This window comes from Chlamydiota bacterium (assembly GCA_012729785.1).
Lineage (GTDB): Bacteria > Auribacterota > Tritonobacteria > UBA1439 > UBA1439 > UBA1439.
In genome coordinates, this window is sequence record JAAYCL010000018.1 from 1 (window position 1) to 21,799 (window position 21,799).

The following is a 21,799-nucleotide window of genomic DNA, read 5'->3' on the forward strand; positions in this document are numbered from 1 at the left end:
ATCCCCCTTCTTCGTGCCCGTGGCGCCCGACTCCTTCTCCTCTGCGCCCGCCGTCTCCTTCCCCTTCCCGCCGGGCCCTTCACCTTTCGCGGCGCCCTTCTCCACGCCTTTCCCGCCCGCCGTCTCCTCTCCCGCCTGACCCGAGCCGGCATCTCCCTTCTTCGTGCCCGCGGCGCCCGACTCCTTCTCCTCCGCTCCCGCCGAACCGGAGGCGCCGCTTTTAGCCCCCTTCGAACCGGCGCCGCCGCCTTTGGCGTCCCCCCCCTCTTTCATCTCCCCGCCGCCGGATGCCGGAAGACCTTCCGCCGCGCCTCCGCCCGGCGAACGATCACCGGCCTGAAGTCCGAGATCCTGAAGCGGGTTCTTCGTGCCGCCCGCCTCGTCTCCCTCGTGGCCGGCACCGTCGTCCTTCTTCCCCGCGCCGGCGCCTTTGGAACTGTCCGTCGACGCCGGCTCCTTCCCTTCGGCCGCGTCCCTGCCGCCGCCCGCGGCGCCCCCCTCACCCTTCTTCCCCTCCCCGCTTGCATCCCCGGAGGCATCGTTCTGCGCCGCCCCGCCGGTGCCGTCGCCGGACGCCTTCTCCCCGCCCTCCGCCCCCTGGCGCCGCCCCCGCTCCATCTGTTCGATCTGTCTCGAGATCCCCTGCATCATCTGGCGGAGTTCCTGCCGCATCCGGGCCATCTCCTGCTGCTCGGCGTAGGCGGGGGCCTCCGGCTTTTGGGCTTCCGCAGCGGCGGCTTCCGGGGTCGGGGTCGGGGTGGGAACGGACTCCTCGTCCTCCTCGATCTCTCCGCCGGCGGGGCGCTCCCGCTCCTCCGTTTCATCCCTCGGGGCGGGCGCGATGACGCCTGTCAGCGTCAGGGAGGCGTGGAGCAGAAACGCCATGGCGATGGCGAGGGCGATGTAGGCGGACGGGGGCGTGCGGTGCGGCAGGATCGAGCGTATCCTCTCGGGTCCGAGCTCTTGGGCGATATCCTCGGCCAGACGGTCGAAAAGGCGGGGCCTGTCCCGCAACGCCGCGTATTCCCTGAAGGTGACGAGGCGCTGCTTCAGGTTCATCTCGCCGTCGATCAGGGCCGCGGCCGCGTCCCTGCCGGTCCAGCGCCGCGCCGCCGCGGCGATCCTCATCGCCGCGAATGCGACGGTCAGCAGGGCAAGGACAGCGGGGACGAAACGAGCACCGGGGAAGAGGCGCCCGAGGATGAACCCGGCGAAGAACGCGGCGAGGAGGGCGGCGAGGCAGTCGAACAAGGCGCGCTCCGCCCGCAGGAGGTTTGCGCGCGCGCGGACGCGCTCGAGGCGCTCCTCGATCATCGCCTCGGGCGAGGCGTTCGGCGCCGGATGCTTCGGGGTTGCGGGGCGCACCATCTTCATCGGATCGCACGAGGAAAGGTCGGAACTTCGTCGCGCGGGTTCAAGGGTTCAGGGCGGCTTGGGGCGGCGCTTCCTCCACCCAGACCTTCTCCTCCTCCTCCATCCAGTGCCCGGAGGGGATGAGCCGCTCCTCGAAGTGCGCCTCGACGATCGTGCCGTCGACGACCTTCTCCTCGACCCAGACGCGCTTCTTCCGCGAGGTGTCGACCCACCGGCTCTTCTTCGCGACCTCCCAGCGGCCCGGACCCGCCGCGGCCGGCTTGGTCCTGCCGGTCAGCATATCCTGCTCGACCCCCTGGAGGAGGGCCTTCTCCGCCTTCTTCCTGCCGACGTTCTCGAAATGGCTCCCGGCCATCCCGCCCACCAGCGTCCCGGCGCCGGCCCCGAGCATCACCCCCTCGGCGACGTGCCCGGTCGCGGCGCCGAGAGCCACCCCCGCCCCCGCGCCCACCAGCGTTCCCACGGCCGCGAAGTTGCGCGTGTTCGCGAAATCGGCGCAGCCCGCCATCCCGGCGACGGCGAGCGCCGCCAGCGGCGGGAAGAGGAACCTGAACGGCATCGTCATGGCACCACCCCGGGAGGCGCGGCCCCGGCCCGGCGCCGAAGCGGCGGGTTCAGTAACGCCGCCCCCGGTAGTCGTAGTTCGGGGCGGGCATGTTCCGGTACCAATCGGCGCCTATCTGATCCCCGCGCCGGTCGATGTCGAGCCCGCCGCTGCGCATCCTTCCGTACGAGTCGGGGCGCGGGGCGGTCGGCGAGTAGTCGTAGTAGGTGCGGCTCGTCGGGTACCCGCCGTCCGGCTGCTGCGGATAGGTCCCCGGGGCGCCGCTGTACGTCCCGCCGAACGGCAGGGCCCCGCCCTGCGGATAGCCGGGGATCGGCCGGAGCGGCCGCCTCGTCGGCGGCGCCGGGCTCTCCTGGTCGATGGACTGGTCCGGGTACCAGCCGCCGGACGCCTGATCGAGCCCCTGTCCCCGGGAGATCCCGCGGGCCATGCAGACGGATACGATCGCGGCCGCGACACACCATGCCGCCCGCATCTTCACCTCCGCCCATATTCTACACCCCGCGCGGCGCCCCGTCAACGAGGCGGGGGCCCCTGCCCGCGCCCCTCTTCAGCGGGGCCGAGATCCTTCGTCATCGTCAGCAGGTTGGTCTCCCCGTCGCGCCGGTACTCGATCGAGTCCATCGAGTGCCGGACGAGGTAGATCCCCATCCCGCCCGGCTCCCGCTCGCCGAGGGGGCGGGAGATGTCGGGGGGCGGCACGCAGAGGGGGTTGAAGGGGACGCCGTCGTCCGCCACCTCGACGGAAAGGCCGCGGCCTTCCCGCGCGAGTCGGACGCGGACCAGATGCTCGTCCCGGTCGCGATAGGCGTAGCGGACGATGTTGGAGACCGCCTCCTCGAGCGCGAGACGCAGGTCGTGAACCGCCTCCTCCCCCAGTCCCGCCTCCTCGCCGAACAGCGTGACCTCCGCGGCGAGGCGGACCAGCTCGGCGGCGTCGTTTTTGAGCACAAGCTCGCGTTTCACCCCCGCCCCTCCCCGACGCGTCCGCCCGGCGCCGCCCGCCGCGGCGTTCTACGGCTCCCGCTGAATCGCGGCGAGATACCGGTCCATCTCCTCCGTGCTCTCGAAGATCTGCTCCCGCGGGAGGGCGTTGACGATCTCGAAGACCCTCCGCACCCTCGGCCTGAGGTTCACGATCAGCAGTTCCGCCTTCCCCCCCTTCATGACCTTCCGCGCCCGTATCAGCACGCTCAGCCCCGCGCTGCTGATATAGTCCACGCCGCTCATGTCGAGGATGAGGATCCGAGGGGACCCCGCGATGACGGTCTCCATCTCCTTCTCCAAGACGGGCGCGGTGACCGTGTCGATCTCCCCGCACGGCGACACGATCGACACACCGTACTCCCTCCTGACCACGTTCACCGTCAGCGGCATACGCACCCCCCGTGCCATTCGCCGGTTGCGCCGCGCCCCGTCGTCAGAGCGCCGGCAACTCCTGGCTGCGGAGGCGGTCGTCGTCGATCCGCCTCCGCAGCCACTCCATCGTCTGCTCCAGGCGCTGCGGCAGATTCCCCCCCACCTCGATCTTGTCTCCGCGGAAATCGGCCCACGCGGCCCTGATGCGGCGCTCGATATCGAGCTGGAACTCCTCGTTGGTCGAGCGCACCCCGTCCTCCATCCCGCGGTTCCTGCTCAGCCGGAGGCAATCGTCCAGCCGGATGCGGACGAGCAGGGAGTAGGTCCTCTGCCAGTTCGCGGCGACGTCGCGGATCAGGGCGGCGACGCCGGCGTCCACGTACCCGCGCTCGGCGCCGCGCAGGGCGAAGATGGTGTTGTCGAAGACGCAGCGGTCGCAGAGGAGGAAATCGGGCATCCGCTCCGCGTGCTCGAGCTCGAGCTGGATCTGTTCCTTCAGGATCCAGTACTGCCCGCGCGTCACGGCGCCGCTCTCGTTGATGTCGTACGGACACAGGCGCGAGAGCTCGGGCACCATCTCCACCTGGAACGCCCGGTACTTGAGCTCGCTGAACAGCCGGTGTATGAAGGTGGTCTTCCCCACGCCGAACGTGCCGATGACGCCGATCTTGTGCATCAGATCCCCCTTTGTAACTGATTATAGCACGCGGCGCGGGCGGCGAGGGCGGGTTGTCAGGCGCTTTTCCGGCAGGGCCGGATTTCGGACAGGGTACGCCCCGCCGGATGGACTGGAAGGCCGGCGGCATGGGCGGTTCCGAGTTGCCGGGGGGGGCCGATCCATATTCCCATCTAGGAATTATTCTCTTGCTTTCTCCCGATCGTTATGGTAGCTTTTTGAAACTGGACATCTCCACCGCGTAGTGCGGGAAGGAGCGACGTCCTGAATGGCTGTACGGCGGGAGGTTGATGTTATGCGCGTCATGGTTGCGGTTGTGGCCCTCGCGGCCCTCGTGATTTCGATGGGGCTGGCGGGCGCTCAGGAGCAGAAGACGGAAGGCGTCATGGGAGCGATCAAGAATATCGTCCCCGGCGGCTCCGACGAGGCGGCGGCCAAGAAAGAGGGAGAGGGGATGCTCGATAAGATGAAGGGCATGCTCTCCGGCAGCGAGAAGAAGGAAGGCGAGGGGCTCCTGGACAAGGCCAAGAGCGCCGTCTCCGGCGAGAAGAAGGAAGGCGAGGGGCTGCTGGACAAGGCCAAGAGCGCCGTCTCCGGCGAGAAGAAGGAAGGCGAGGGGCTGTTGGACAAGGCCAAGAGCGCCATCTCCTGTTCCGACAAGCCCGCCACCGAGGCCGAGGGCAAGGGGATGCTCGACAAGATGAAGGGCATGCTCCCCGGCGGCGAGAACAAGTAACCGGCGTAGGGAAGGAGTTCGCGGGGGAGGGCGCTTAGCAGGCGTCCTCCCCCGTTTCGTTGGCAGCCGCCCGCATACGGCGAACGAAAGGAGGCGATAATGGCGGTCAAGGTGAAGGTCTTCGAAGAGTTCAAGGCGTTCCTGGTCAAGAGCAACGCCCTCGCGCTCGCCATCGGCGTCATCATCGGTGCCGCGATCGGGAAACTCGTGGGCTCCCTGGTCAACGACGTCCTGATGCCGGTCATCGGCCGGGTCACCGGCGGCATCGACTTCTCGAACCTCTACATCAACCTCACCCCGAGCGTCGCGTTCGAGAACTACGCCAAGGCGAAGGAGGCGGGGGCCGCGCTGGGGTACGGCGTCTTCATCAACAACATCATCGATTTCGTCATCATCTCGTTCGTCGTCTTCATGATCACGAAGGCGCTCCTGAAGGAGAAGCCCGCGCCTGCCGGCCCCGCCACCAAGACGTGCCGGGAATGCGGGGAGACGGTTCTCGCGTCCGCGAGAAAATGCAAATGGTGCGGAAGCGCTCTTTCCTGACCTCCGCGATGGCGCGCGCCTGCCCACGGCAGTGAACGCGCGGTAACCGCGTAGTGAGCAACACACAAGCGCCCGGCGGGATTTCCCGCCGGGCGCTTCGTTTCATTCAGATTTCACGATGGAATGCCGATAGCGTCTATACGTTCGAGTTGAATTGATATATACAATATAATATATTTTAATACTTTGGATTAACACATGCAAAACAAATATATGCTCATAAGCATAATGTTATACATATTATGGTATGTTTTGCAAAGATTTCGGATTTTGCACTGGACTCTTCCATCGGATATGCTACTCTTTACTGACGATCCTTGAAGCGCTGGATCGTGGCATCACAACACCGGGTAGAAGGAAGCACCTTCCAGGCCACCGGTTCCGGGGGCCCTGCGGTTTCGCCTTATTGAGCTTTTACCTTCGGTTTGCCGGGCACACGTATTCGTTCGAGGAGATACAACGCGATGAGATACCTTGCGGCCGCCATCATCCTTTTCGCGGCGCTTCACCATACCGCCGCGGACGCCACGCAGACCCTCGCGAACGGGGGGCACTCCTCCGTGGGGATAGCTTCGTGGTATTCGCGTTCGGATCGCGGCATCCGAAAGACCACCGCCAACATGGAGAGATTCTCCGACAAGAAGCACACCTGCGCGGCATGGCATCTGCCGTTCAACACGATGCTCCGGGTGACCAACCTCCAGAACGGCAAGTCGGTGATCGTGCGCGTCAACGACCGGGGTCCCGCCAAGCGGCTGGTCCGGAAGGGGCGCATCATCGACCTGACGAAGGCCGCCTTTCTCCAGATCGCCGATCCCGGCGACGGCCTCATCCCGATCCAAATCTGCCGGCTCTAGACGCCTCCCCTGCCGGCGCGCCCGCCCCGCCAAGGGCCTCCCCATCCCCTCCGAGACGCATGCCGCGGCGCCACGCCGCACGGGGGCCGCTGCCTGCGGCGATCGGTCCCGAGGGATGGCCACGGCGCGCATACCGCCCGGGAACCCAGAATCCCCCCTTCCCCTGGAAGATACCGAATGCGCCGTTCTACTTCGACAATACCGGCGACACGGTCGTATCCTTTGCGAGGGGGTCCCGATGGTTGTACCAGCCGGGTGTCCATGGCAATCTATACCAGGTGCCGACAAACTGCCATGATTGATAGTCCGGCATGGACGTTCCCAGATTCCACGCCACCTTCGACGCCACCGCAACGCGCACATCGCCGTCCGGCCGAATCACGTAGGCATCCCCCACGACGCCGAGCTGGTCCTCGCGGTTGTGCAACCCGTCGCCGATCGCATCGTCCGCCGGGCACAGGAATATCACCTTGTTCTGCATCGAGTGGGCATATATATAGTCACACACCGCGTCGTACGTCTTCCCCTCGATGTACTCTCCCTCTTCCTTCATATCCATCACGATGGCAAAACCATGTGGCGGAATGATCATCCCGGGGACAAACGGATCGTACGGGTAATCCTCCAGCGCCTGATCGAATGTGTTGTTGTCGTAGATCCCGAGCTCCGAGATATCAAACGGATACCCGTGTGGATTAAAGATCTCGATCCACTCCCCGGTCTCCTCGTAGGCCTCAAGGGCACGAGGAGCTACCTCGTTCAGATACCTGAAATTCGGAATGACGTAGGGCCCGCTCCCGGGATCCGCCTCCACCCCGCCCGCCGCCAACGCCAGCACCGCAATCGCCGCAATCATGCATCCGTATTTCATCTCAACCTCCCGGACCTTGTTGTTTCTCCGTTCCGCACGGTTTCACGAGTAACGCTTGACTGTTCTGCCGGCTGCCTCCTTTCTTGTGCGTTCCGCCGCACGCCGCCGCACGCACGGGCGCTACCGTTTTCCCCGCAACGTGAGAATCCCCCCCCAGGGCCATGCGCCGCCGAACGTGTCGCCGATGTCGATCACCCACGGGCGGGCAGCGGAGGGTACTCGGCCGGCTGAAAATCGATTCGCACCGGCGTGGGCGTGGGTTCCGGAGCACGACTGAATGAGTATACCGTCCCCTTGTCGCTCGCTCCGCCCAGCCCCGTCACCCCGTGGAGCGCATCGCCGTTCAGTATCAGGGGTCCCCAGGGATACTCCCCATCCGCGCCCGCGGACTCGTGCAGAAGCGTGAAATCCCCGCCGTCTGTTCGGATGGAAAAGATCGTCCCCTTCCCCTGCGCGCCGCCTTCGGCCGTCGTCCCGTAGAGCGTACTCCCGTCGGATACCAGGCCGTGCCCGGGCCCCTCCCCGTCGCCTGTCGCGCCCGCGAAGCTGCGCAGAATCGTGTGCGACGCGCCGGCGGCCCCCCCCCGCCGTCACGGCGGCCACGCTCAGTATCAACGCGATCCCCCTCGCCCATTCAGTCATGACGCCCCTCTCTCCTCCAGCTATCCGGCTGTGCGTTCGCGCACGGCACACAGCCGGGACCGTTCCCGGCATTCCGTGCTCAACCGTCAACCGCGCATCATTCAGGCATACCGACACTGCCCCCCCCCTCGATCGCCCCCCCTACACCGCGACGCACCTCGCGCTCCCCGCCCTTGCTCGGCCCGATGAAATCGCTCCTGTGCACGACCTTCACACGGTAACGACACCCCGGCCCGGGACCGAATCCCCCGCCCGATCTCGATCCGTCAAACTCGACATGCAGCAGGGAGCCCACGGGGTACTCCCGGCAGGCGAGGAAATAGAGCCCCCCCGCGCTCACGTTCACCGTGCAGGTCGACTCGCCGTGCGACGCCGAAACGGCATCCTCTCTCCATACCCTGATCGGGAGATAGAGATTGCACCGAATATGTCTGCGCCTCTCTCCGACGACCGCGGCTGTGTCCGCCGCCTCCGCCCCGGCGACGCACATCGCCTTCTCCTGTCTCATCTCCCCGCCCTCCGCCCCGCCGCCGTCTCCCGCTTTTTCGCGCCTGGCGTTTTCCGTGCAGCCGCGAAGAGGGACGAAATGAACGCATCCTGCGTCGATTCAACGCGCGACTCCGTCACGCGTCTCATGAGCTCGTCGGCGTTCCTGAAGTCGTTCCTTTCACGCGCTCCTTTTCGAATCTGCGCGTCGTATCCCGAAACGGAGGAATACACACAATACCCTCCTCCCAATTTAGTACCGTCGCCGGAATGCACAGTACTTCACCCATTTGGAGTATTAGCACCTTCCATGCCAAGGCGTCGACATAGAATCGGCAGGCCAATATGCCCTTAACATCCTCTCCCGCTATAGATTGCGAATAGATGCCGGCCGCGCATCGCCGTTCGGATTTGGAAGGTGGCTCCTGATGGGAACTTAGTTACCGCCGATGATGCGCAATCGCTTCAAACGATAAGCTCCATATCGCGAATACACGCCATGCCGTTACCGGAAGGCGGCAACCGGTCATTCGGCATGACTTCCTTATTGCCTTTCCCCTGAGAAGACCGATTCCCGCCGCGCATAATTGGCCGGGCGCGAAAAGCCGGCGTCGACAGCGTCGTCCGTACGACTGTTTCAGATACCCGCGTGCCACCGCCGGCCATGCGCGGTTACGCCCGTGCCCGTCGTCCACCTGCGCCGATTTCCGAAGCCGCACCTCTCACGAAAGCACCCCGCTCCTCCTTCTTCAGGGTGTGGTATACTGATTTCGGACAACCAGGAGGCCCTCTCCATGCACGGCATCGGTGTCCTCTCCATCCATGCGTTATGCCTCTCGGTGGCCTTCCTTTCCCCGGATGATCGAGCGCTCGCTGCATCCGCGTCCTGGCCGATGTTCAGACGGAACCCGTCACGCACGGGCCACACCATGGTCAACGGGCCGTCCCAGGGTTTTCTCGTCTGGAGCTACCGGACCGGGGATCTGATCATCTCGTCCCCGGCGGTCGACGACGCGGGGCGTATCTGCATCGGTTCCTCCGACCACAGGATCTACAACCTTTCCGCATCCGGCACGCTCGCGTGGAGCTACCGAACCGGCGACAGCATATCCTCCTCCCCCGCGCTCGACGCCGACGGGAGGGCGCTAATCGCGTCGCGCGACGGAACCCTCTACGCGGTATCCTCTTCCGGCGATCTGGTGTGGAGCTATGCGCTTTGGCAACCCGGAGCGGATGAAAAACTCTTCCTCTCCTCCCCCCTCCTCACGCCGGCGGGGGGGATCCGCATCGGGAGCGCAACAGGCATCTTCGCCCTGAACGCCGCGGGTTCACTGGAGTGGAGCTACGCAACGGGGGACTACACGGTGAGTTCTCCGTCGTGCGGCGCCGATGGAACGGTCTACGCGGGAGGCACAGACAAGATCCTGTACGCGATCGGCCCGCGGGGCGCACTGGCGTGGAGTTACTCCGGGAGCGGCAAGATCGTCTCTTCCGCGGCGGTCGACCTGAACGGACGTGTGATTCTGGGGGAACACGGCGGACCGATATTCGATGGGGGGGCGCTTTTCTGTTTTGAGGCCTCCGGTACGTTTGCCTGGTCCTACGCGCACACATACGGCATCGATTCCTCCCCGGCGCTTGGAACGGACGGGGGCCTGTACTACGGCGGCTCCCTGGACAACACGATCTACCGCCTCGAATCCGACGGCGCGCTGCGGTGGAGCTACATCACCGGAGAGATGCTCTTCTCATCCCCTGCGCTGGACCTGTGCGGGTCGGTCTACATCGGTTCTTCGTATTCGTATGTCGAAAACGGTTCTTCGTATGTCGAAATCGGGCAACCACCAGGCGCCGTCTACGCCATCGCTCCGGACGGCTCCCTTACCTGGAGCTACCGGACGGCGGGTGCGGTGATGTCGTCCCCGGCGATAGGCTCGGACGGCAGGGTGCACGCGGGGTCGTCTGATAACACCCTCTACGTCTTCGCGGGGCCCCCGGAGTACGCCTTCGCCGTCGTGAGCAACGCCGGCCTCCCGGCGCCCGCCGAGCCGGGCGACACGATCTCCTTCATCCGCTGCGACACGCACGGCGTCATCGATACGATCCCGGTGGGACGCCGTCCCCAGGGGGTCGAGATCACGGCTGACCGGCAGCGGATCTACGTCGCCAACGAGGACGATCGCACGGTCTCCATCGTGCACACCGGAGCCCGCGCGCCCATCGCGACCGTTCCGGTCCCGCTCGATCCTCGCGGCGTCAAGGAGAGCGCGGACGGCCGGCACGTCTACGTCACCTGCGGGGCGGAGGGGGAAACGGGTCTCCTTGCGGTCATCGGCAGGGAGTCCGACTCCGTCGAGCGCGAGATCCCCGTGGGCGAGCGCCCCAGTTACGGGATCGTGGAGCTTCCGGAGGAGCGGGTGCTTTTCGTGAGCAACAGGAACTCCAACGATATCTCCGTGATCGACACGGACGAGTGGACCGAACTCGGGCGGATCCGCGGCCTGGACTGGCCGGTGGGGATGGCGCGCATCGGCGACGAACTGTACATCGCGAACTACGGCGAGGACGCAACGCGGCGCACGCCCCTCTCCGTCCTTTCCTGGGATTCCCCCCCGCGTTCCGTCGCCTCGGATAACGCATGGCAGATCCTCTCCTGTGGGGGGCTTGGGTACGCCACGAACTACAACGACGACCGCGTCACCGTCCTTAACCCATCCTCGCGCCGCGTGGTGGCCTTTGCGGGAGGGATGTGCGGTCCCAACGGCATCGCGGCGAGCCGCGACGGTCGCCTGCTCTACGTGGTGAACTCAGCCTCATCGGAGCCGGCGTGCGGAGGCCAGGGGATCGTGGCGGTCCTGGACCGGGAGAATCTCGCCGTCGTCCGCCGGATCGCCGTGGGCGCGTACCCGTCGCAGATCGACGTCGCCGGTCCGGCGCGGGCGGACGACTGGCCGTGCGGCTGCCCGCCGCCGGGGGCCGGAGCGACACTCTGTGTGGCGGAACCGACCGCCTCCCGCGGGGGCACGGTCGCCCTGTCGTACAGGCTCGAACCGGGCCTCTCCGACGCGCCGGCGGACGCGCTCCTCGGCGTGGTCCTGCCGGACGGGAGCATCCACGCGTTCAGCTGGAACCTGTTCCGGCTCGAGGTCGTTCCCATGCCGGTCGATATCCGCCCCCTTGAACGTGTCGGGAGGTGGCTCGACATGTCGACCGGCGGAGGAGGGACGCTCTCCTTTCCTGTCCCCCTTGACGCCCCGCAGGGGGAGTACCGTTTCATCGGCGCCCTCGTCCGCGCGGCAACCGATGACGCGGAACAGGTCGTGTACTCCAACCGATTCCGCATACGCTGAGACCGCATGGGCATGCCCCGACACGACTGGCGGACATCCTCGGCCGCGCACGGCCCCCCAGGATATCCCCGCCTGTTCGACAGCCCTGCGCGCGCGTGGCGATGCCCCTCCGCCGCCCTCATCGCGTGCCTCCTCGCCATGATCCTGCCCGCGGCGGAGGCGGATAACGGGGACACCTCCCGCGCCATCCGCTTCTCCCGCGGCCTCTCCGCGTACGACGCCGGCCGCTACGGCGAGGCGGTCGCACTCTTCCGCACGCTGACGGATCGAAGTCCGGTCGACCGCGACGCGCAGTACTATCTCGGCCTGTCCCTCTCAGGCGCGGGCGACGCTGAAGCGGCCTGCGAGGTGTTGGGCGCACTGCACCGGGCCGCCCCCGACTTCTTCCCCGGCGGGGAGGAGTACGCGACCGCCCTGATCCGGACGCAACGATGGCGCGAGGCCGGAACGGTGATCGACGAACTCGAGGCGCGTCGGCCCGGCCGGGGGGAGCGTGACGCGATCCTCCTCCTCCGCGGTATCCTCGCGGGGGAGCAGGGGGACCATGGGCGCGCCGTGGAACTGCTCGGGAGGGTGGCGCCGGAACGGCCCGACTACTGGGCCCGCGCCCGCTACTGCCGCGGGCGCTACCTCTCCAGGGCGGGGGAAACGCGGAAGGCCCTGGACGAATACTCCCTGATCCAGGAGGGTTTCCCCCTCTCCGAGATCGGCCGCGCCGCCGCGCAGGAGGCCGAGGCGCTGCGGGGCGCCGTCGAGAAGGAGAAGAACTGGTGGGGGCGCCTCTCGACCAGATACGAGTACGACGACAATGTCATCCTCATGCCGGACGACGCCCCGCTTCCCGGCGCCACGCAACAGGGCGACTGGCGGTTTCTGACTACCTTCGAGCTCGACGCCGTCCCCTTCTCGAGGGACGGGTTCGACCTGATCACCCGCTACAATTTCATCCAGTCGGTACACAACCGGCTCGGAAATTTCAACTTGAACGGCAACGTCGCGGACGGCTTCATCCGCTACCGGCATCCGCTCCTCACCCCTTTCGCGGGGTACGAATTCGCGTACTACTTCCTCGACGACTGCAAGCAGGGGTATCTCCGCGGCAACCGCATCTTCGCCGGCGCCGAGCTCCCCCGCACCGCGCACAGTCTCTACCGGGTCCTGTACGAGTGCGCCTTCGACGATTACCTGCTCCCGTTCTCCTCTCCCGAGGACGACTGGGACACCTCCCCCGCGAGCATCATCACGCTCGAGCAGTTCCTGTTCCTCGGCGCGGCGCGGCAGGCGTTCTGGCGAACCGCGGTCGGCTACCGCAACAACAACGCGCGCGGGGACGACTTCTACTACCACGGCTGCTCAATCGTCGGGGAGTTCTACTGCCCCCTCCCATGGCGCCTGAGCGCCGACTGCTCCGCGGAGTACCGTTTCAACGACTTCACGCGCGGCGCGGACGGCCGCCGCGACCGGTGTCTGCTGCTCAACGCGGAGCTCCGCAGGACGCTCCGCGAGGGGGTCGATATCGTCTTCAACTACGGCTTCACGAGAAACAGGTCCGACGTACCGCTCTACGAGTACCGGAGGGGTATCTACTCGATGATCCTGGATCTGTATTTCTGACGGCCGCGTCCCGGGATGCACGCGCGTGGAAGAGGGGATGCGTCAGATCCGGATGTCGAGCCGCCGGATCATCTCGTCCAGCCCCCTCCTGCTGACGCCGAGCTCCTCGGCCGCCCTGCTCTTGTTCCCCCCCGAGTCGGTCAGCGCCCTGACGATCCACGTCCTCTGCACGAGGGCGATGGCCTCCTTCAGATTCACGCCGGGGGCCGCCGACACCTCAGCCGGGAACTCGCCGCGGGGCAGGCCGGTGATCTTCTCGGAGAGGGACCGGGATTCGATCGTCCCCCCCTCGGGCGCCAAAAGCACGGCCCGCTCGATCTCGTTCTCGAGCTCCCGGATGTTCCCGGGGAACGGGTAGTTGCGCAGGCAGACCATCGCCTCCCGGCTGATCCCCTGCACCCGCTTGTCGAGCTTGCGGGAGAACCGCTCGATGAGGTGGGGGACAAGCAGATCCAGATCCCCCTCGCGCTGCCGGAGAGGCGGTACATGGATGACGATGGCGTTGAGCCGGTAGAAGAGGTCCTCCCGGAACCGCCCGGCCGCGACCTCCTCCTCCAGGTTCTTGTTCGTCGCGGAGATGATCCTGAGATCCACCCTCCGCTCCTCGACCCCCCCGACGGGACGCAGCGATCCCTCCTGCAGGACGCGGAGCAGCTTCGCCTGGAGCCCGGCGGACATGTCCGCGACCTCGTCGAGGAAGACGGTCCCGCCGTGGGCGAGTTCGAGGAGGCCCTTCTTGTCCTGGGCCGCCCCGGTGAACGCCCCGCGGACATGGCCGAACAGCTCGCTCTCCAGGAGCGACTCGGGGAGCGCGCTGCAGTTCTGCGCCACGAAGAGCTGGGCGCGCCGGGTACTCAGCGCGTGGATCGAGCGCGCGATAAGCTCCTTGCCGGTGCCGGTCTCCCCCTCGATAAGCACCGAGATGGTCGATCCCGCGGTCTTCTCGATGAGGGCGTACACCGCCTGCATGGCCTTGCTCTCCCCGATGAGCGAGGATCCACCCCACGCGGCCTGCCGCTCGATCTTCAAATAGACGTTCTCGCTCGCGAGCGCCTCCTCGTGCTCCCGCACCCGTGCGTAGAGGAATGCGTTCTCCATCGAGGTCGCGACCTGCCGCGCGAGCGAGGCAAGCACATCCACGTCGAAACCGAAGGGGGGGGGGACGGAGCCGCTGTCGACATAGATCATTCCCAGCGGCGCGCCTTTCCCCTTGAGCGGGATGCAGAGCAGGTACCGAGTGGGGGCGGCCGCGCCGCGCACGCGGGCCTTGCGCAGCGCACGCGGCACCGAGGGGATGGCGATGATCGAGCCCGAGGCCGCGCTTCGACCGGCCATTTCGCGCGCGAACGCAAAGGCGGGACTCTCCCACTGCGCCTCGTCCAATCCGCGTCCCGCCGCCACGGCGGGACGCCGCTCCGCCCCCTCCGCAACGGTCAGGAGGCCGCGCTCAGCCGCGGTGATGCCCATGAACGCGTCCAGCACTTTGGGCAACAGCGCCGGCGGGTCAAGGATGGCCCCGAGCGCCGCGCTCAGCTCGAGGGCCGTGCGGCGCTGGAGGCGCTGGTGGGTCTCCCTCCTGTACCCGATGTACTTCGTGACGGCAAGGTATCCGGCGAATATGGAGAAGAGCGGGTAGAGGGTGGAGATGGTGCGGCGCAGGACGACAAACAAGGCGTAGTCGCAGGCGAGGAACGCCGCCGCGACGCCGAGGAATACGGCCAGTTCGCCGGTCGTCCTCCGTACCAACGGCAACAGGAGGCCGAGCAGGAGGGTGAACGCCACGACACAGGCGGCGGTCAGTCCCGCTCCCCTTATCCGCTGGTCGAGATGAAAGCCGGTGAGGATGTTTTCGACCACGGTCGCCTGGATCTCGATGCTGGAGGTCATTGGGTTGAACGGGCTCACCCTCGATTCGAAGGCGCCCGGGGCGGTCCCGCCCACGAGAACGATCTTGCCCTCGATCCTCTTCCGGTCGAATGTGCCGTCGAGGATGCGCGCGGCGGATAACAACGGAAACCGCCGCCGGGGATCGGCGTAGTTGATGAAATAGAGCGCCTGCGAATCGCACGAGATCCTGTAATCCCCCAGGAGGACCTCCTTCGCCTCCGGACCGTCAAGTATGAGCTGCAGCACCCCCTGCCCCGGAAGCATGCGAAGCACCTCCAGTGCCAGCGAGGGATAGTACCCCCCCTGGGCCTGGATGAGGAGGGGCACCTGGCGTATCGAGCCGTCCAGGGCCGCCATCGCATTGTAGAATCCGACCCCTCGCGCGGCATCGTGGAGAGGCGCCGCATTCGCCTCGACCCCGTACGCCTGGAGGACGTGGGTGACCTCGGCGGGGGGGCCGGACTGGAGGACCGCGTTCACCCTCGATCCCGAGAGCGACGCGACGGCCGACTCGAACGCGGCCTGCGGCTGGTGCCGCGCCTCGTGCTGGTCCAGATAGAAGAAGATGGAGAGGACGGCGCGGTTCGATTCCCGGAGGGCGGCGGCGAGCGCCTCGCTGTCCGATGCGCCGCCCCCCGCGAAGAGCACGTCGAGGCCGATCGCCCTCGGGCGGCACTGCGAGATCGTCTCGACGAGGCGCGCCATCGTTTCGCGGGGCCATGGCCAGCGGGAGACGCCCGCGAGGCTCTCCTTATCGATGGCGACCAGCACGATTGCATCGCTCGGGGCGGACGCCGGACGGAGGCGGAACTTGGCGTCGAGGAGACGCAGGTTGAGCTGCTCGACGAGTGGATTCTTGAAGGGGATGAGGGCACACGAGACCGCCGCGACACAAAGGCCTATCTGCAGCCCTTTCAGCGACAGTCCCCATTTCATCGTCAATCGGGAGGCGGTCTTCTCTGGAATGTGTCGCTTCGGATCGAGGGGGGTTTCGCCGCCGGCGGGGGAGCGGCGACCGCGGCTGAGGCAGGCACGCTGAGATTCCGCGGATTGAGCGGACCGTCGCCGGAAACCACCGTCTGGGGGCTGACGCCATCCCGTCCGCCGGCGAGTCGCGCCGATCCATCCGTCCGGGAACCGCCGGGCAGCACCGCGTCCGCGGCGCCGCGCGCAACGGGGCTCTTTCGGCGCTCCTCGCTGAACTGGAGGCGCGTCTTCTCGATCTCCGAGGCGGTCAGCGGCGCCACACGGATCGGTCCGTCGGGCTTTTGTACCTCGGCCATCTCTTGCTCCCCGAGGATCCGAAGAAGGCCGGCCATGTTCCGCAGTTCGAGCGATCCTTCGTACACGTAGACCCGGGTGAATTCCCCGGGGAGGGTCTCAACGGTGAAATCGGTGCCGCGCACGCCGGCGATGGTGTTCCACGCCTTGACCTGGAACGTGGAACCGGTTCCCAACTGGGGTTCGACCTGCGAACGAAGCATTCCCCTCGCGAGGCCGATAACGCTTTCGCAGAAGCCGGTATCCCGCGCGTAGCGGTGCCTCTCGAGCTTCAGTTCCGTGTTCTCCCCGACGGTGAGCACGGCCTTCTCGAAGACGAGCTTGGCCATCGAGGCGCCGGACGTCACCAGGGTCGCGCCGCCCGGCACGGTATCCCCGATCTTGAGCGGCGCCGGCGGGGCGTCGCCGGGCGCCGATACGGTGACGGTCCCGGTGAGCCCGATCACCGTCCCCTCGTCTCCCGCCCGCACGACCGAAGGGGTTCCCCAGATGCATACCGCAACGACTATCGCGATTGCCGGCAATCCGTTCGATATCATCCGCCGTCCTCCCGTTGCGCGCCGGCCGATTCACGCCTCGCACTATGATAGTGCCCAACCGCGCGGCTGGCAAACTAAAAAGCGCCGAACATCCGACAGCCGTGCGAGTTGCGGCGTCTTCCCATCCCGAGCCGTGACGAGCCGTCCCTGGTTGCGCCGCACGCCCCTCTGCTTCCCGTGCCCGGGGAGATGGGTTCCGGGATCGGCGTGTTCAGTACGGCGCGTACTGCGCGCGAGCAACGTCGACCACCAGACCGTCAGAAGAGGGCGTGCAGATGCCAGGACGGCACCAGACGCATACACCGCGGCGCGGCATTGCTTCACCTTCCGTTCAGTTCGGGCCCTCTGTCCTGGGCTCCCCCATCGACCGAAGTGAAGATGCCGCATACCCTCTCCGTGCGCGGCTCCCTCAGTTCCCTGTCCGCGCCGCGTTCGCGTTCTCCCCGGAGGAGCTATTGAGAATCTTCCTCAGGGAGGCCGCCACGACCACGTATCTGAGCAGGAGATAGACCTCCATTGCGATCGCCGAAAGAAGCACGATTACGACGAAGAGCTCGAAGAACCACGCCATTGCCAAGCCCCCTCATATGCGATCGTCTCTCCGCTGCGTCGCCACGCACCAGCGCCACTTGTCGCTGCGGCGGCTCGGCCGCCCCGCCCCCCGGCGCACCGGGCACCCGAAACACCTACCTAACCTCCGTAACGTTCGACACCTCGACGGGGTATCGGCGGTTCACGAACTCGCCCGTATCGAGGAACCTGAACGCCGCCTCGAACACCCAGTCCCCACGGAACGACGGATCCGCCGGCACCCCGAACGTCATCTCGCCCGAGGTCGCCCCGTCCCAAAGCGGGAACGCCACCGCATCCCACGTCGCGGGGATGTGCAACGGGTCGAGCGGCGACGCCTCCAAAATGCCCCGCTCCGTCCCGAACAGGTACATCCGCTCGTTCGACAGCGCCTCCGCAACCGGCGCCAGGCCGTCCGTCGTCCCCTGCCCCCGCGCGACCGCGAAGTAGATCCCCACCGGCCTCCCCATCAGCTCCCATATTCGATCCGGGTCCGCCGCCCACTCCAGCGTCACCGTCCCGCCGAGGACGGTCGCATCCTCCCTGATCTCGAGCTCCAGGAAGTTCGCCGGTACCGCCGTCGGCGTCGGCGTGGGCGTATTGTCGGCCGGTTCCACCGGTTCGACTGTCTGTGTCGGGGTGGGTGTCAGCATTCCCGGCGTCCTTGTCGGTATCGGTGTCAGGGGAATGAGCTCATGGGTATAGCGGTTTGCGAAGATCCGGCCCTCGGCACCGTAGACCAGAAGCGCCTCGCCGCTTGAATCGAGCCGCACGGTCACCGCATCGACCTGGAATGCATTGTCATCCGTGGCAACAAAGTCACGCCACGTTCCCCCGAAGCGACATGCAGCACGGGAACGCATGCCGCAACCCAAATCATACGACAGGAGGGCCAGAAGCGCGTCTCCGCGATCATTGCGGCTGACGTCCGGCGCGATGCTGGTGTGCCCCCCGGGACTCCTCTCCTCGGCCGGCGTCCACGTTTCGCCCGCCAGGGTTGAGAAGAAAACGGCATTTCTCCATCCGTCGAACACCTCGAACGCCGCCGACGCTCCGCCCGCAGTGTCGACCGACACGCATGGGCGCGTCACCGCCTGCGCGTCGGGAGGGGTCAGCCGGCTCTTCTGCCATATTCCGCCCGACAGCACCGCGGCGCAGATATTCTCGTCGCCGGAATCAGCCCCGAAGCCGAACAAGACGACCGCCTTGCCCTGTGCGTTCATCGCGAGACGGGCCCCATCGACGAATCGCCACTGCGGCTGCTCGTTCAGCACGACCGGCTCTTCCCACCCGCCGTCCGTATAACGACGCACCGCGAGATCCTCCCCCAAATCGCCGGACCGAGCCCCTTCCCACATGGCCAGCGCACCGCCGTTTTCGTCAACGGCGACCTGCGCATCGTTCAGCGAGAAGTATACGCTCGAGGCGTCGAATATCTGGATCGGATCATTCCAGACGCCCCGTCGCGCAATGACAAGTCTGCCGAGGAGCCGCAACCCCTCCGTCGAGGAGCGCTCCGCAAACACCACCATGCCCTCCCCCGCGGCGTTCAGATCCAGATCGGGCGGCTCCAGAGTCTCCGTGAACTCGGAGCAATGGAGCAGTTCCGGCATCGACCATATCCCTTCGGGGGTACCGTACATGCCGATGATCACCGGGATTCTGTTCCACAATGTCCCACTGGCCGCGACCAGCGCGAATCCTTCCTCGTTGACGGCGACGGCGGGATCGCTGAGGTCTTTGACACCGTAAGTGGTAACGCTGATCGGATCTGTCCAAACGCCGCGCCTGAATCTTCTCACAAAGATCGCATCATGCCTGGCGGCAGCGACGATCGCCTCCACCCCCGAAGGAACCATTTCGAACACCGGCTTCCCGACGGCATCGTACCCCTCCGGGAGAAGCGGTCTCGCTCCCTCCCAATGGCCCGGCGCTTCCGATGAAGCCGGAAAGGGAAATGCAAATATGAAGAAGCCCACTGTCGCACAGACCATTCCACGCACAATCGACCTTCCGTTGCCCCGGCCGCGCGCCGTCTCCACCGCCGACTCGTTTCTGCCTTTCTCCATCTTCAATCCTCCTCTCTTCCGGTTTGCATTGGGAGAAAGCATACGGCGTGCCGCCGGGGCGATATGTCCGCGTTTTCTGCGTTTGCCGTAATATCTTCATAAACAAGGCATTCGGAACAAATCGTTCCCCGGTATGAACCGCTGAAGGGGCGTTGTGACGGGAATTGGCACTCAGTGAGCAGTGCGAATGCGTATTCTTTGCCGCCCTATTGGGGCGGATGGGCCTCGTAGGAGACGCACGCGAGATTGCTGGCCCATCGGGAGGAATCCAGGGGGGACACGGCCTTAGGAACCAGTACCCCGAAGACGCGGTAATCGCACCCCTCTTTCGGAACGGGCTTTCGCGCCGTTCCGATCAGGACAGTGCCGTTGGACACCTCGAATCCCTTCGCGAAGGGGATCAGGGATCCTTCATGACCCTTCCGATCCCCGAAAAAGAGCAACGGCCCTCCGGAAACGGACACCGCGACATAGGCGTCACAGGCGTGATGGGGCGATCGGGCGCCTGGTTCCAAGGACGCAAAAAGCCGGATAGAGCCGGCTTCCTCCTCGACAAGGAAGGAAACACGGTGCGCCGCGGGGTCCTCGCATCCGGTCCGCGCCGACGCCGTGTTCGACGGCGGTGACGGATTGCCGCACCGGTCATACGCAACGATCTCGAAATGGTACGCGACGCCGCGCTCGAGGCCCTCCACCGCAAACTCCTCTTCCGCCCCGGACGCCGCCGCGGATCTGAGATAGTCCCACCGCTCGGCGTTCCAGCCGGCCGTTTCGTCGAGCGGATTGGTCGAGCATCCAATGCGGTAGCGAACCACCGCGCCGTCGGTATCCTCGGGGACGGACCATCTCAGCACCACGGTTCCCGGCCCCCCCCCCGCCGCCCGCAGGTCGGTGACCGGATCGGGCGGCGAACCGTCGCTCGACGGATCGAGCACCTTTAGAAGGTTCAGGCGCCCGCCCGAACGCACCCTGCCGGCAAGGGACGGCAGCGGCGTCGTCCCCCCGAGGAGCGCCGCAACAACCTCCGTGCACCCCAGGGAGGGATCGCGCGCCAGGAGCAGTGCGGCGGCCCCGGCTGCGTGCGGCGCCGCCATCGAGGTGCCGCTCTTCACCGCGTAGCCCCCGCCGGGGACGGTGCTCAGGATCGCGTCTCCCGGCGCCCCGAGGTGCACGGACGACCCGCCGTAGCAGGAAAACGGCGCGAGAAGATCCCGTCGGTCCGTGGCCGCCACCGCGACAAGGTTTGGGCAGTCGTAACCTGCGGGATAGAAGCGGGTTTGATCGTTGTCGGATCCGCCGTTCCCCGCCGCGGCGATTACGACGATCCCCTCGGCCTGGGCGGCCAAGATCGCCTCCTCGAGGGCGCGCGAGCGGGAGGGCCCGCCCCAGGAGGCGTTGATCACCCGGGCGCCGCACCTCCGCGCATAGTGGATCGCCGCGACGGCATCCGCGATCGTCCCATACCCCGAGGCGCCGAGGAATTTGAGCGGGACGATACGCGCCCTCCAGCAGACGCCCGCGACCCCGATGCCGTTGTCTCCCGCTGCGGCGATGATCCCCGCACAGTGCGTCCCGTGCCCGTAATCATCGTCGGGATCCGGATCGCCGTTGGCGAAGTCCCACCCCAGGAGGTCGTCGATGTAGCCGTTCCCGTCGTCGTCCACGCCGTTCCCAGGGATCTCGCCGTCGTTGCGCCAGATGTTCGGCGCGAGATCCGGATGGCGACAGTCGATGCCACTGTCGATCACCGCCACCACGACCCCTCCCCCGGTGGCGATCTCCCACGCCTGGGAGGCCCTGATGTCGGCGCCCTCGACCCCCCCGTCCGTCCCGCGGTTGAGGAGCGCGTACAGTTCCCCGAAGCGGGAGTCGTTTGGAACGGCCTGCGCCTTCACGAGGTAGTTCGGCTCGATGTACTCGATGGGGGATGCGCCGCCCGTCCGGCGCCTGTACACGAACTCCTCGAGCCGGAGCCCCTTCGGCGTTCTGATTCTATGGAGCGTTGCCCCGGGAGCGATCTCCTCCACCGCGCAGCCGGCGCCGGCGAAAAGAGATTCGACCTCGCCGGCGGCGGCGCCGGCCCGGATACCGCAGAGGTAGTCGCCCTCGACGCGATCGAGGAAGCGCATCGGCGGCGGCGCCGCGGCGCACGGCCGTGCAGTGCCCATGGCGAGTATGCAGAACAGTAGCCGATACAGCTTCATAGGCCGGCCGCTCCCTGAAGAGCGTTTCACCTATCGCCGCATCGTTCATTTTTTGGGCTCATGACGGAATTTTGTGAGCCCAGGCCCATGGTTGGAAGCGTCCCATCCATGGGGTACAGGTTTGTATGATCTTGAGTTTCATGTACTCCTCGTCCCGATAGCCATAGGCACGACGG

At 66.4% G+C, this 21,799-nt stretch carries 19 protein-coding genes; 5 read left to right on the forward strand and 14 right to left on the reverse strand.

Features of this window, described 5'->3' with window-relative positions; translation table 11 throughout:
* The 6 genes from GXY35_03945 to GXY35_03970 form a co-directional block, all read right to left on the reverse strand.
* On the reverse strand, nucleotides 1-1,374 hold a 1,374-nt coding region (locus GXY35_03945), incomplete at its 3' end, for a hypothetical protein (protein ID NLW93737.1).
* A 40-nt stretch (nucleotides 1,375-1,414) separates the two neighbouring features.
* Entirely contained in the window at nucleotides 1,415-1,939 is a 525-nt protein-coding gene (locus GXY35_03950; protein NLW93738.1) for a hypothetical protein, read from the reverse strand.
* A 49-nt stretch (nucleotides 1,940-1,988) separates the two neighbouring features.
* Complete coding sequence (locus tag GXY35_03955) at nucleotides 1,989-2,414, reverse strand: hypothetical protein (protein NLW93739.1); 426 nt, start codon at nucleotides 2,412-2,414, stop codon at nucleotides 1,989-1,991.
* A gap of 41 nt (nucleotides 2,415-2,455) precedes the next feature.
* Nucleotides 2,456-2,905, reverse strand: coding sequence for an ATP-binding protein (locus GXY35_03960; GenBank protein NLW93740.1), 450 nt, complete (start codon nucleotides 2,903-2,905; stop codon nucleotides 2,456-2,458).
* A gap of 48 nt (nucleotides 2,906-2,953) precedes the next feature.
* Nucleotides 2,954-3,316 (reverse strand): STAS domain-containing protein, encoded by a 363-nt coding sequence (locus GXY35_03965; GenBank protein NLW93741.1) that lies wholly within the window; start codon nucleotides 3,314-3,316, stop codon nucleotides 2,954-2,956.
* A gap of 43 nt (nucleotides 3,317-3,359) precedes the next feature.
* The gene (locus GXY35_03970) at nucleotides 3,360-3,974 is read right to left on the reverse strand and encodes an AAA family ATPase (GenBank protein ID NLW93742.1); all 615 of its coding nucleotides are present in this window, start codon (nucleotides 3,972-3,974) and stop codon (nucleotides 3,360-3,362) included.
* Nucleotides 3,975-4,269: 295 nt separating this feature from the next.
* Between GXY35_03970 and GXY35_03975 the strand changes: the two genes are divergently transcribed.
* From GXY35_03975 to GXY35_03985, 3 genes are all read left to right on the forward strand, one after another.
* On the forward strand, nucleotides 4,270-4,710 hold the full coding sequence (locus tag GXY35_03975) for a hypothetical protein (GenBank protein ID NLW93743.1): 441 nt from the start codon (nucleotides 4,270-4,272) through the stop codon (nucleotides 4,708-4,710).
* Between the two features lie 99 nt (nucleotides 4,711-4,809).
* Complete coding sequence (mscL, locus tag GXY35_03980) at nucleotides 4,810-5,253, forward strand: large conductance mechanosensitive channel protein MscL (protein NLW93744.1); 444 nt, start codon at nucleotides 4,810-4,812, stop codon at nucleotides 5,251-5,253.
* 464 nt (nucleotides 5,254-5,717) lie between these two features.
* Nucleotides 5,718-6,110, forward strand: coding sequence for a septal ring lytic transglycosylase RlpA family protein (locus GXY35_03985; GenBank protein ID NLW93745.1), 393 nt, complete (start codon nucleotides 5,718-5,720; stop codon nucleotides 6,108-6,110).
* A gap of 187 nt (nucleotides 6,111-6,297) precedes the next feature.
* Here GXY35_03985 and GXY35_03990 read toward each other — a convergent pair whose 3' ends face one another.
* The 3 genes from GXY35_03990 to GXY35_04000 form a co-directional block, all read right to left on the reverse strand.
* A complete protein-coding gene (locus GXY35_03990; GenBank protein NLW93746.1) occupies nucleotides 6,298-6,981 on the reverse strand; it encodes a hypothetical protein in 684 nt (227 codons plus the stop codon).
* Nucleotides 6,982-7,172: 191 nt separating this feature from the next.
* Nucleotides 7,173-7,538, reverse strand: coding sequence for a hypothetical protein (locus tag GXY35_03995; GenBank protein NLW93747.1), 366 nt, complete (start codon nucleotides 7,536-7,538; stop codon nucleotides 7,173-7,175).
* A 182-nt stretch (nucleotides 7,539-7,720) separates the two neighbouring features.
* Nucleotides 7,721-8,131 (reverse strand): hypothetical protein, encoded by a 411-nt coding sequence (locus GXY35_04000; protein ID NLW93748.1) that lies wholly within the window; start codon nucleotides 8,129-8,131, stop codon nucleotides 7,721-7,723.
* A 772-nt stretch (nucleotides 8,132-8,903) separates the two neighbouring features.
* Here GXY35_04000 and GXY35_04005 point away from each other — a divergent pair.
* Together GXY35_04005 and GXY35_04010 are read left to right on the forward strand one after the other, a co-directional pair.
* Nucleotides 8,904-11,459, forward strand: a complete 2,556-nt coding sequence (locus GXY35_04005; protein ID NLW93749.1) for a PQQ-binding-like beta-propeller repeat protein — start codon at nucleotides 8,904-8,906, stop codon at nucleotides 11,457-11,459.
* A gap of 6 nt (nucleotides 11,460-11,465) precedes the next feature.
* On the forward strand, nucleotides 11,466-13,073 hold the full coding sequence (locus GXY35_04010) for a tetratricopeptide repeat protein (GenBank protein NLW93750.1): 1,608 nt from the start codon (nucleotides 11,466-11,468) through the stop codon (nucleotides 13,071-13,073).
* A gap of 42 nt (nucleotides 13,074-13,115) precedes the next feature.
* On the opposite strand, the gene GXY35_04015 is transcribed toward GXY35_04010, so the two are convergent.
* The 5 genes from GXY35_04015 to GXY35_04035 all read right to left on the reverse strand — a co-directional run bounded on the left by GXY35_04015 (nucleotide 13,116) and on the right by GXY35_04035 (nucleotide 21,623).
* On the reverse strand, nucleotides 13,116-15,896 hold the full coding sequence (locus GXY35_04015) for a sigma 54-interacting transcriptional regulator (GenBank protein ID NLW93751.1): 2,781 nt from the start codon (nucleotides 15,894-15,896) through the stop codon (nucleotides 13,116-13,118).
* 2 nt (nucleotides 15,897-15,898) lie between these two features.
* A complete protein-coding gene (locus GXY35_04020) occupies nucleotides 15,899-16,780 on the reverse strand; it encodes a FecR domain-containing protein (GenBank protein NLW93752.1) in 882 nt (293 codons plus the stop codon).
* Between the two features lie 409 nt (nucleotides 16,781-17,189).
* Nucleotides 17,190-17,351 carry a hypothetical protein gene (locus GXY35_04025; GenBank protein NLW93753.1) on the reverse strand — a complete coding sequence of 54 codons (162 nt, stop codon included), beginning with the start codon at nucleotides 17,349-17,351 and terminating at the stop codon, nucleotides 17,190-17,192.
* Between the two features lie 115 nt (nucleotides 17,352-17,466).
* On the reverse strand, nucleotides 17,467-19,425 hold the full coding sequence (locus GXY35_04030; GenBank protein ID NLW93754.1) for an exo-alpha-sialidase: 1,959 nt from the start codon (nucleotides 19,423-19,425) through the stop codon (nucleotides 17,467-17,469).
* 200 nt (nucleotides 19,426-19,625) lie between these two features.
* The gene (locus GXY35_04035) at nucleotides 19,626-21,623 is read right to left on the reverse strand and encodes a S8 family serine peptidase (GenBank protein NLW93755.1); all 1,998 of its coding nucleotides are present in this window, start codon (nucleotides 21,621-21,623) and stop codon (nucleotides 19,626-19,628) included.
* Nucleotides 21,624-21,799 lie beyond the last annotated feature (176 nt).

Bases quoted from the DNA above. Each gene is read 5' to 3' on its own strand.
- GXY35_04015 (NLW93751.1), bottom strand. From the start codon at position 15,896: ATGAAATGGGGACTGTCGCTGAAAGGGCTGCAGATAGGCCTTTGTGTC.
- GXY35_04025 (NLW93753.1), bottom strand. From the start codon at position 17,351: ATGGCGTGGTTCTTCGAGCTCTTCGTCGTAATCGTGCTTCTTTCGGCG.
- GXY35_03970 (NLW93742.1), bottom strand. From the start codon at position 3,974: ATGCACAAGATCGGCGTCATCGGCACGTTCGGCGTGGGGAAGACCACC.
- GXY35_03985 (NLW93745.1), top strand. From the start codon at position 5,718: ATGAGATACCTTGCGGCCGCCATCATCCTTTTCGCGGCGCTTCACCAT.
- GXY35_03990 (NLW93746.1), bottom strand. From the start codon at position 6,981: ATGAAATACGGATGCATGATTGCGGCGATTGCGGTGCTGGCGTTGGCG.
- GXY35_03965 (NLW93741.1), bottom strand. From the start codon at position 3,316: ATGCCGCTGACGGTGAACGTGGTCAGGAGGGAGTACGGTGTGTCGATC.
- GXY35_03950 (NLW93738.1), bottom strand. From the start codon at position 1,939: ATGACGATGCCGTTCAGGTTCCTCTTCCCGCCGCTGGCGGCGCTCGCC.
- GXY35_04000 (NLW93748.1), bottom strand. From the start codon at position 8,131: ATGAGACAGGAGAAGGCGATGTGCGTCGCCGGGGCGGAGGCGGCGGAC.
- GXY35_04010 (NLW93750.1), top strand. From the start codon at position 11,466: ATGGGCATGCCCCGACACGACTGGCGGACATCCTCGGCCGCGCACGGC.
- GXY35_04020 (NLW93752.1), bottom strand. From the start codon at position 16,780: ATGATATCGAACGGATTGCCGGCAATCGCGATAGTCGTTGCGGTATGC.
- GXY35_03955 (NLW93739.1), bottom strand. From the start codon at position 2,414: ATGCGGGCGGCATGGTGTGTCGCGGCCGCGATCGTATCCGTCTGCATG.
- GXY35_04005 (NLW93749.1), top strand. From the start codon at position 8,904: ATGCACGGCATCGGTGTCCTCTCCATCCATGCGTTATGCCTCTCGGTG.
- GXY35_04035 (NLW93755.1), bottom strand. From the start codon at position 21,623: ATGAAGCTGTATCGGCTACTGTTCTGCATACTCGCCATGGGCACTGCA.
- GXY35_03975 (NLW93743.1), top strand. From the start codon at position 4,270: ATGCGCGTCATGGTTGCGGTTGTGGCCCTCGCGGCCCTCGTGATTTCG.
- mscL (NLW93744.1), top strand. From the start codon at position 4,810: ATGGCGGTCAAGGTGAAGGTCTTCGAAGAGTTCAAGGCGTTCCTGGTC.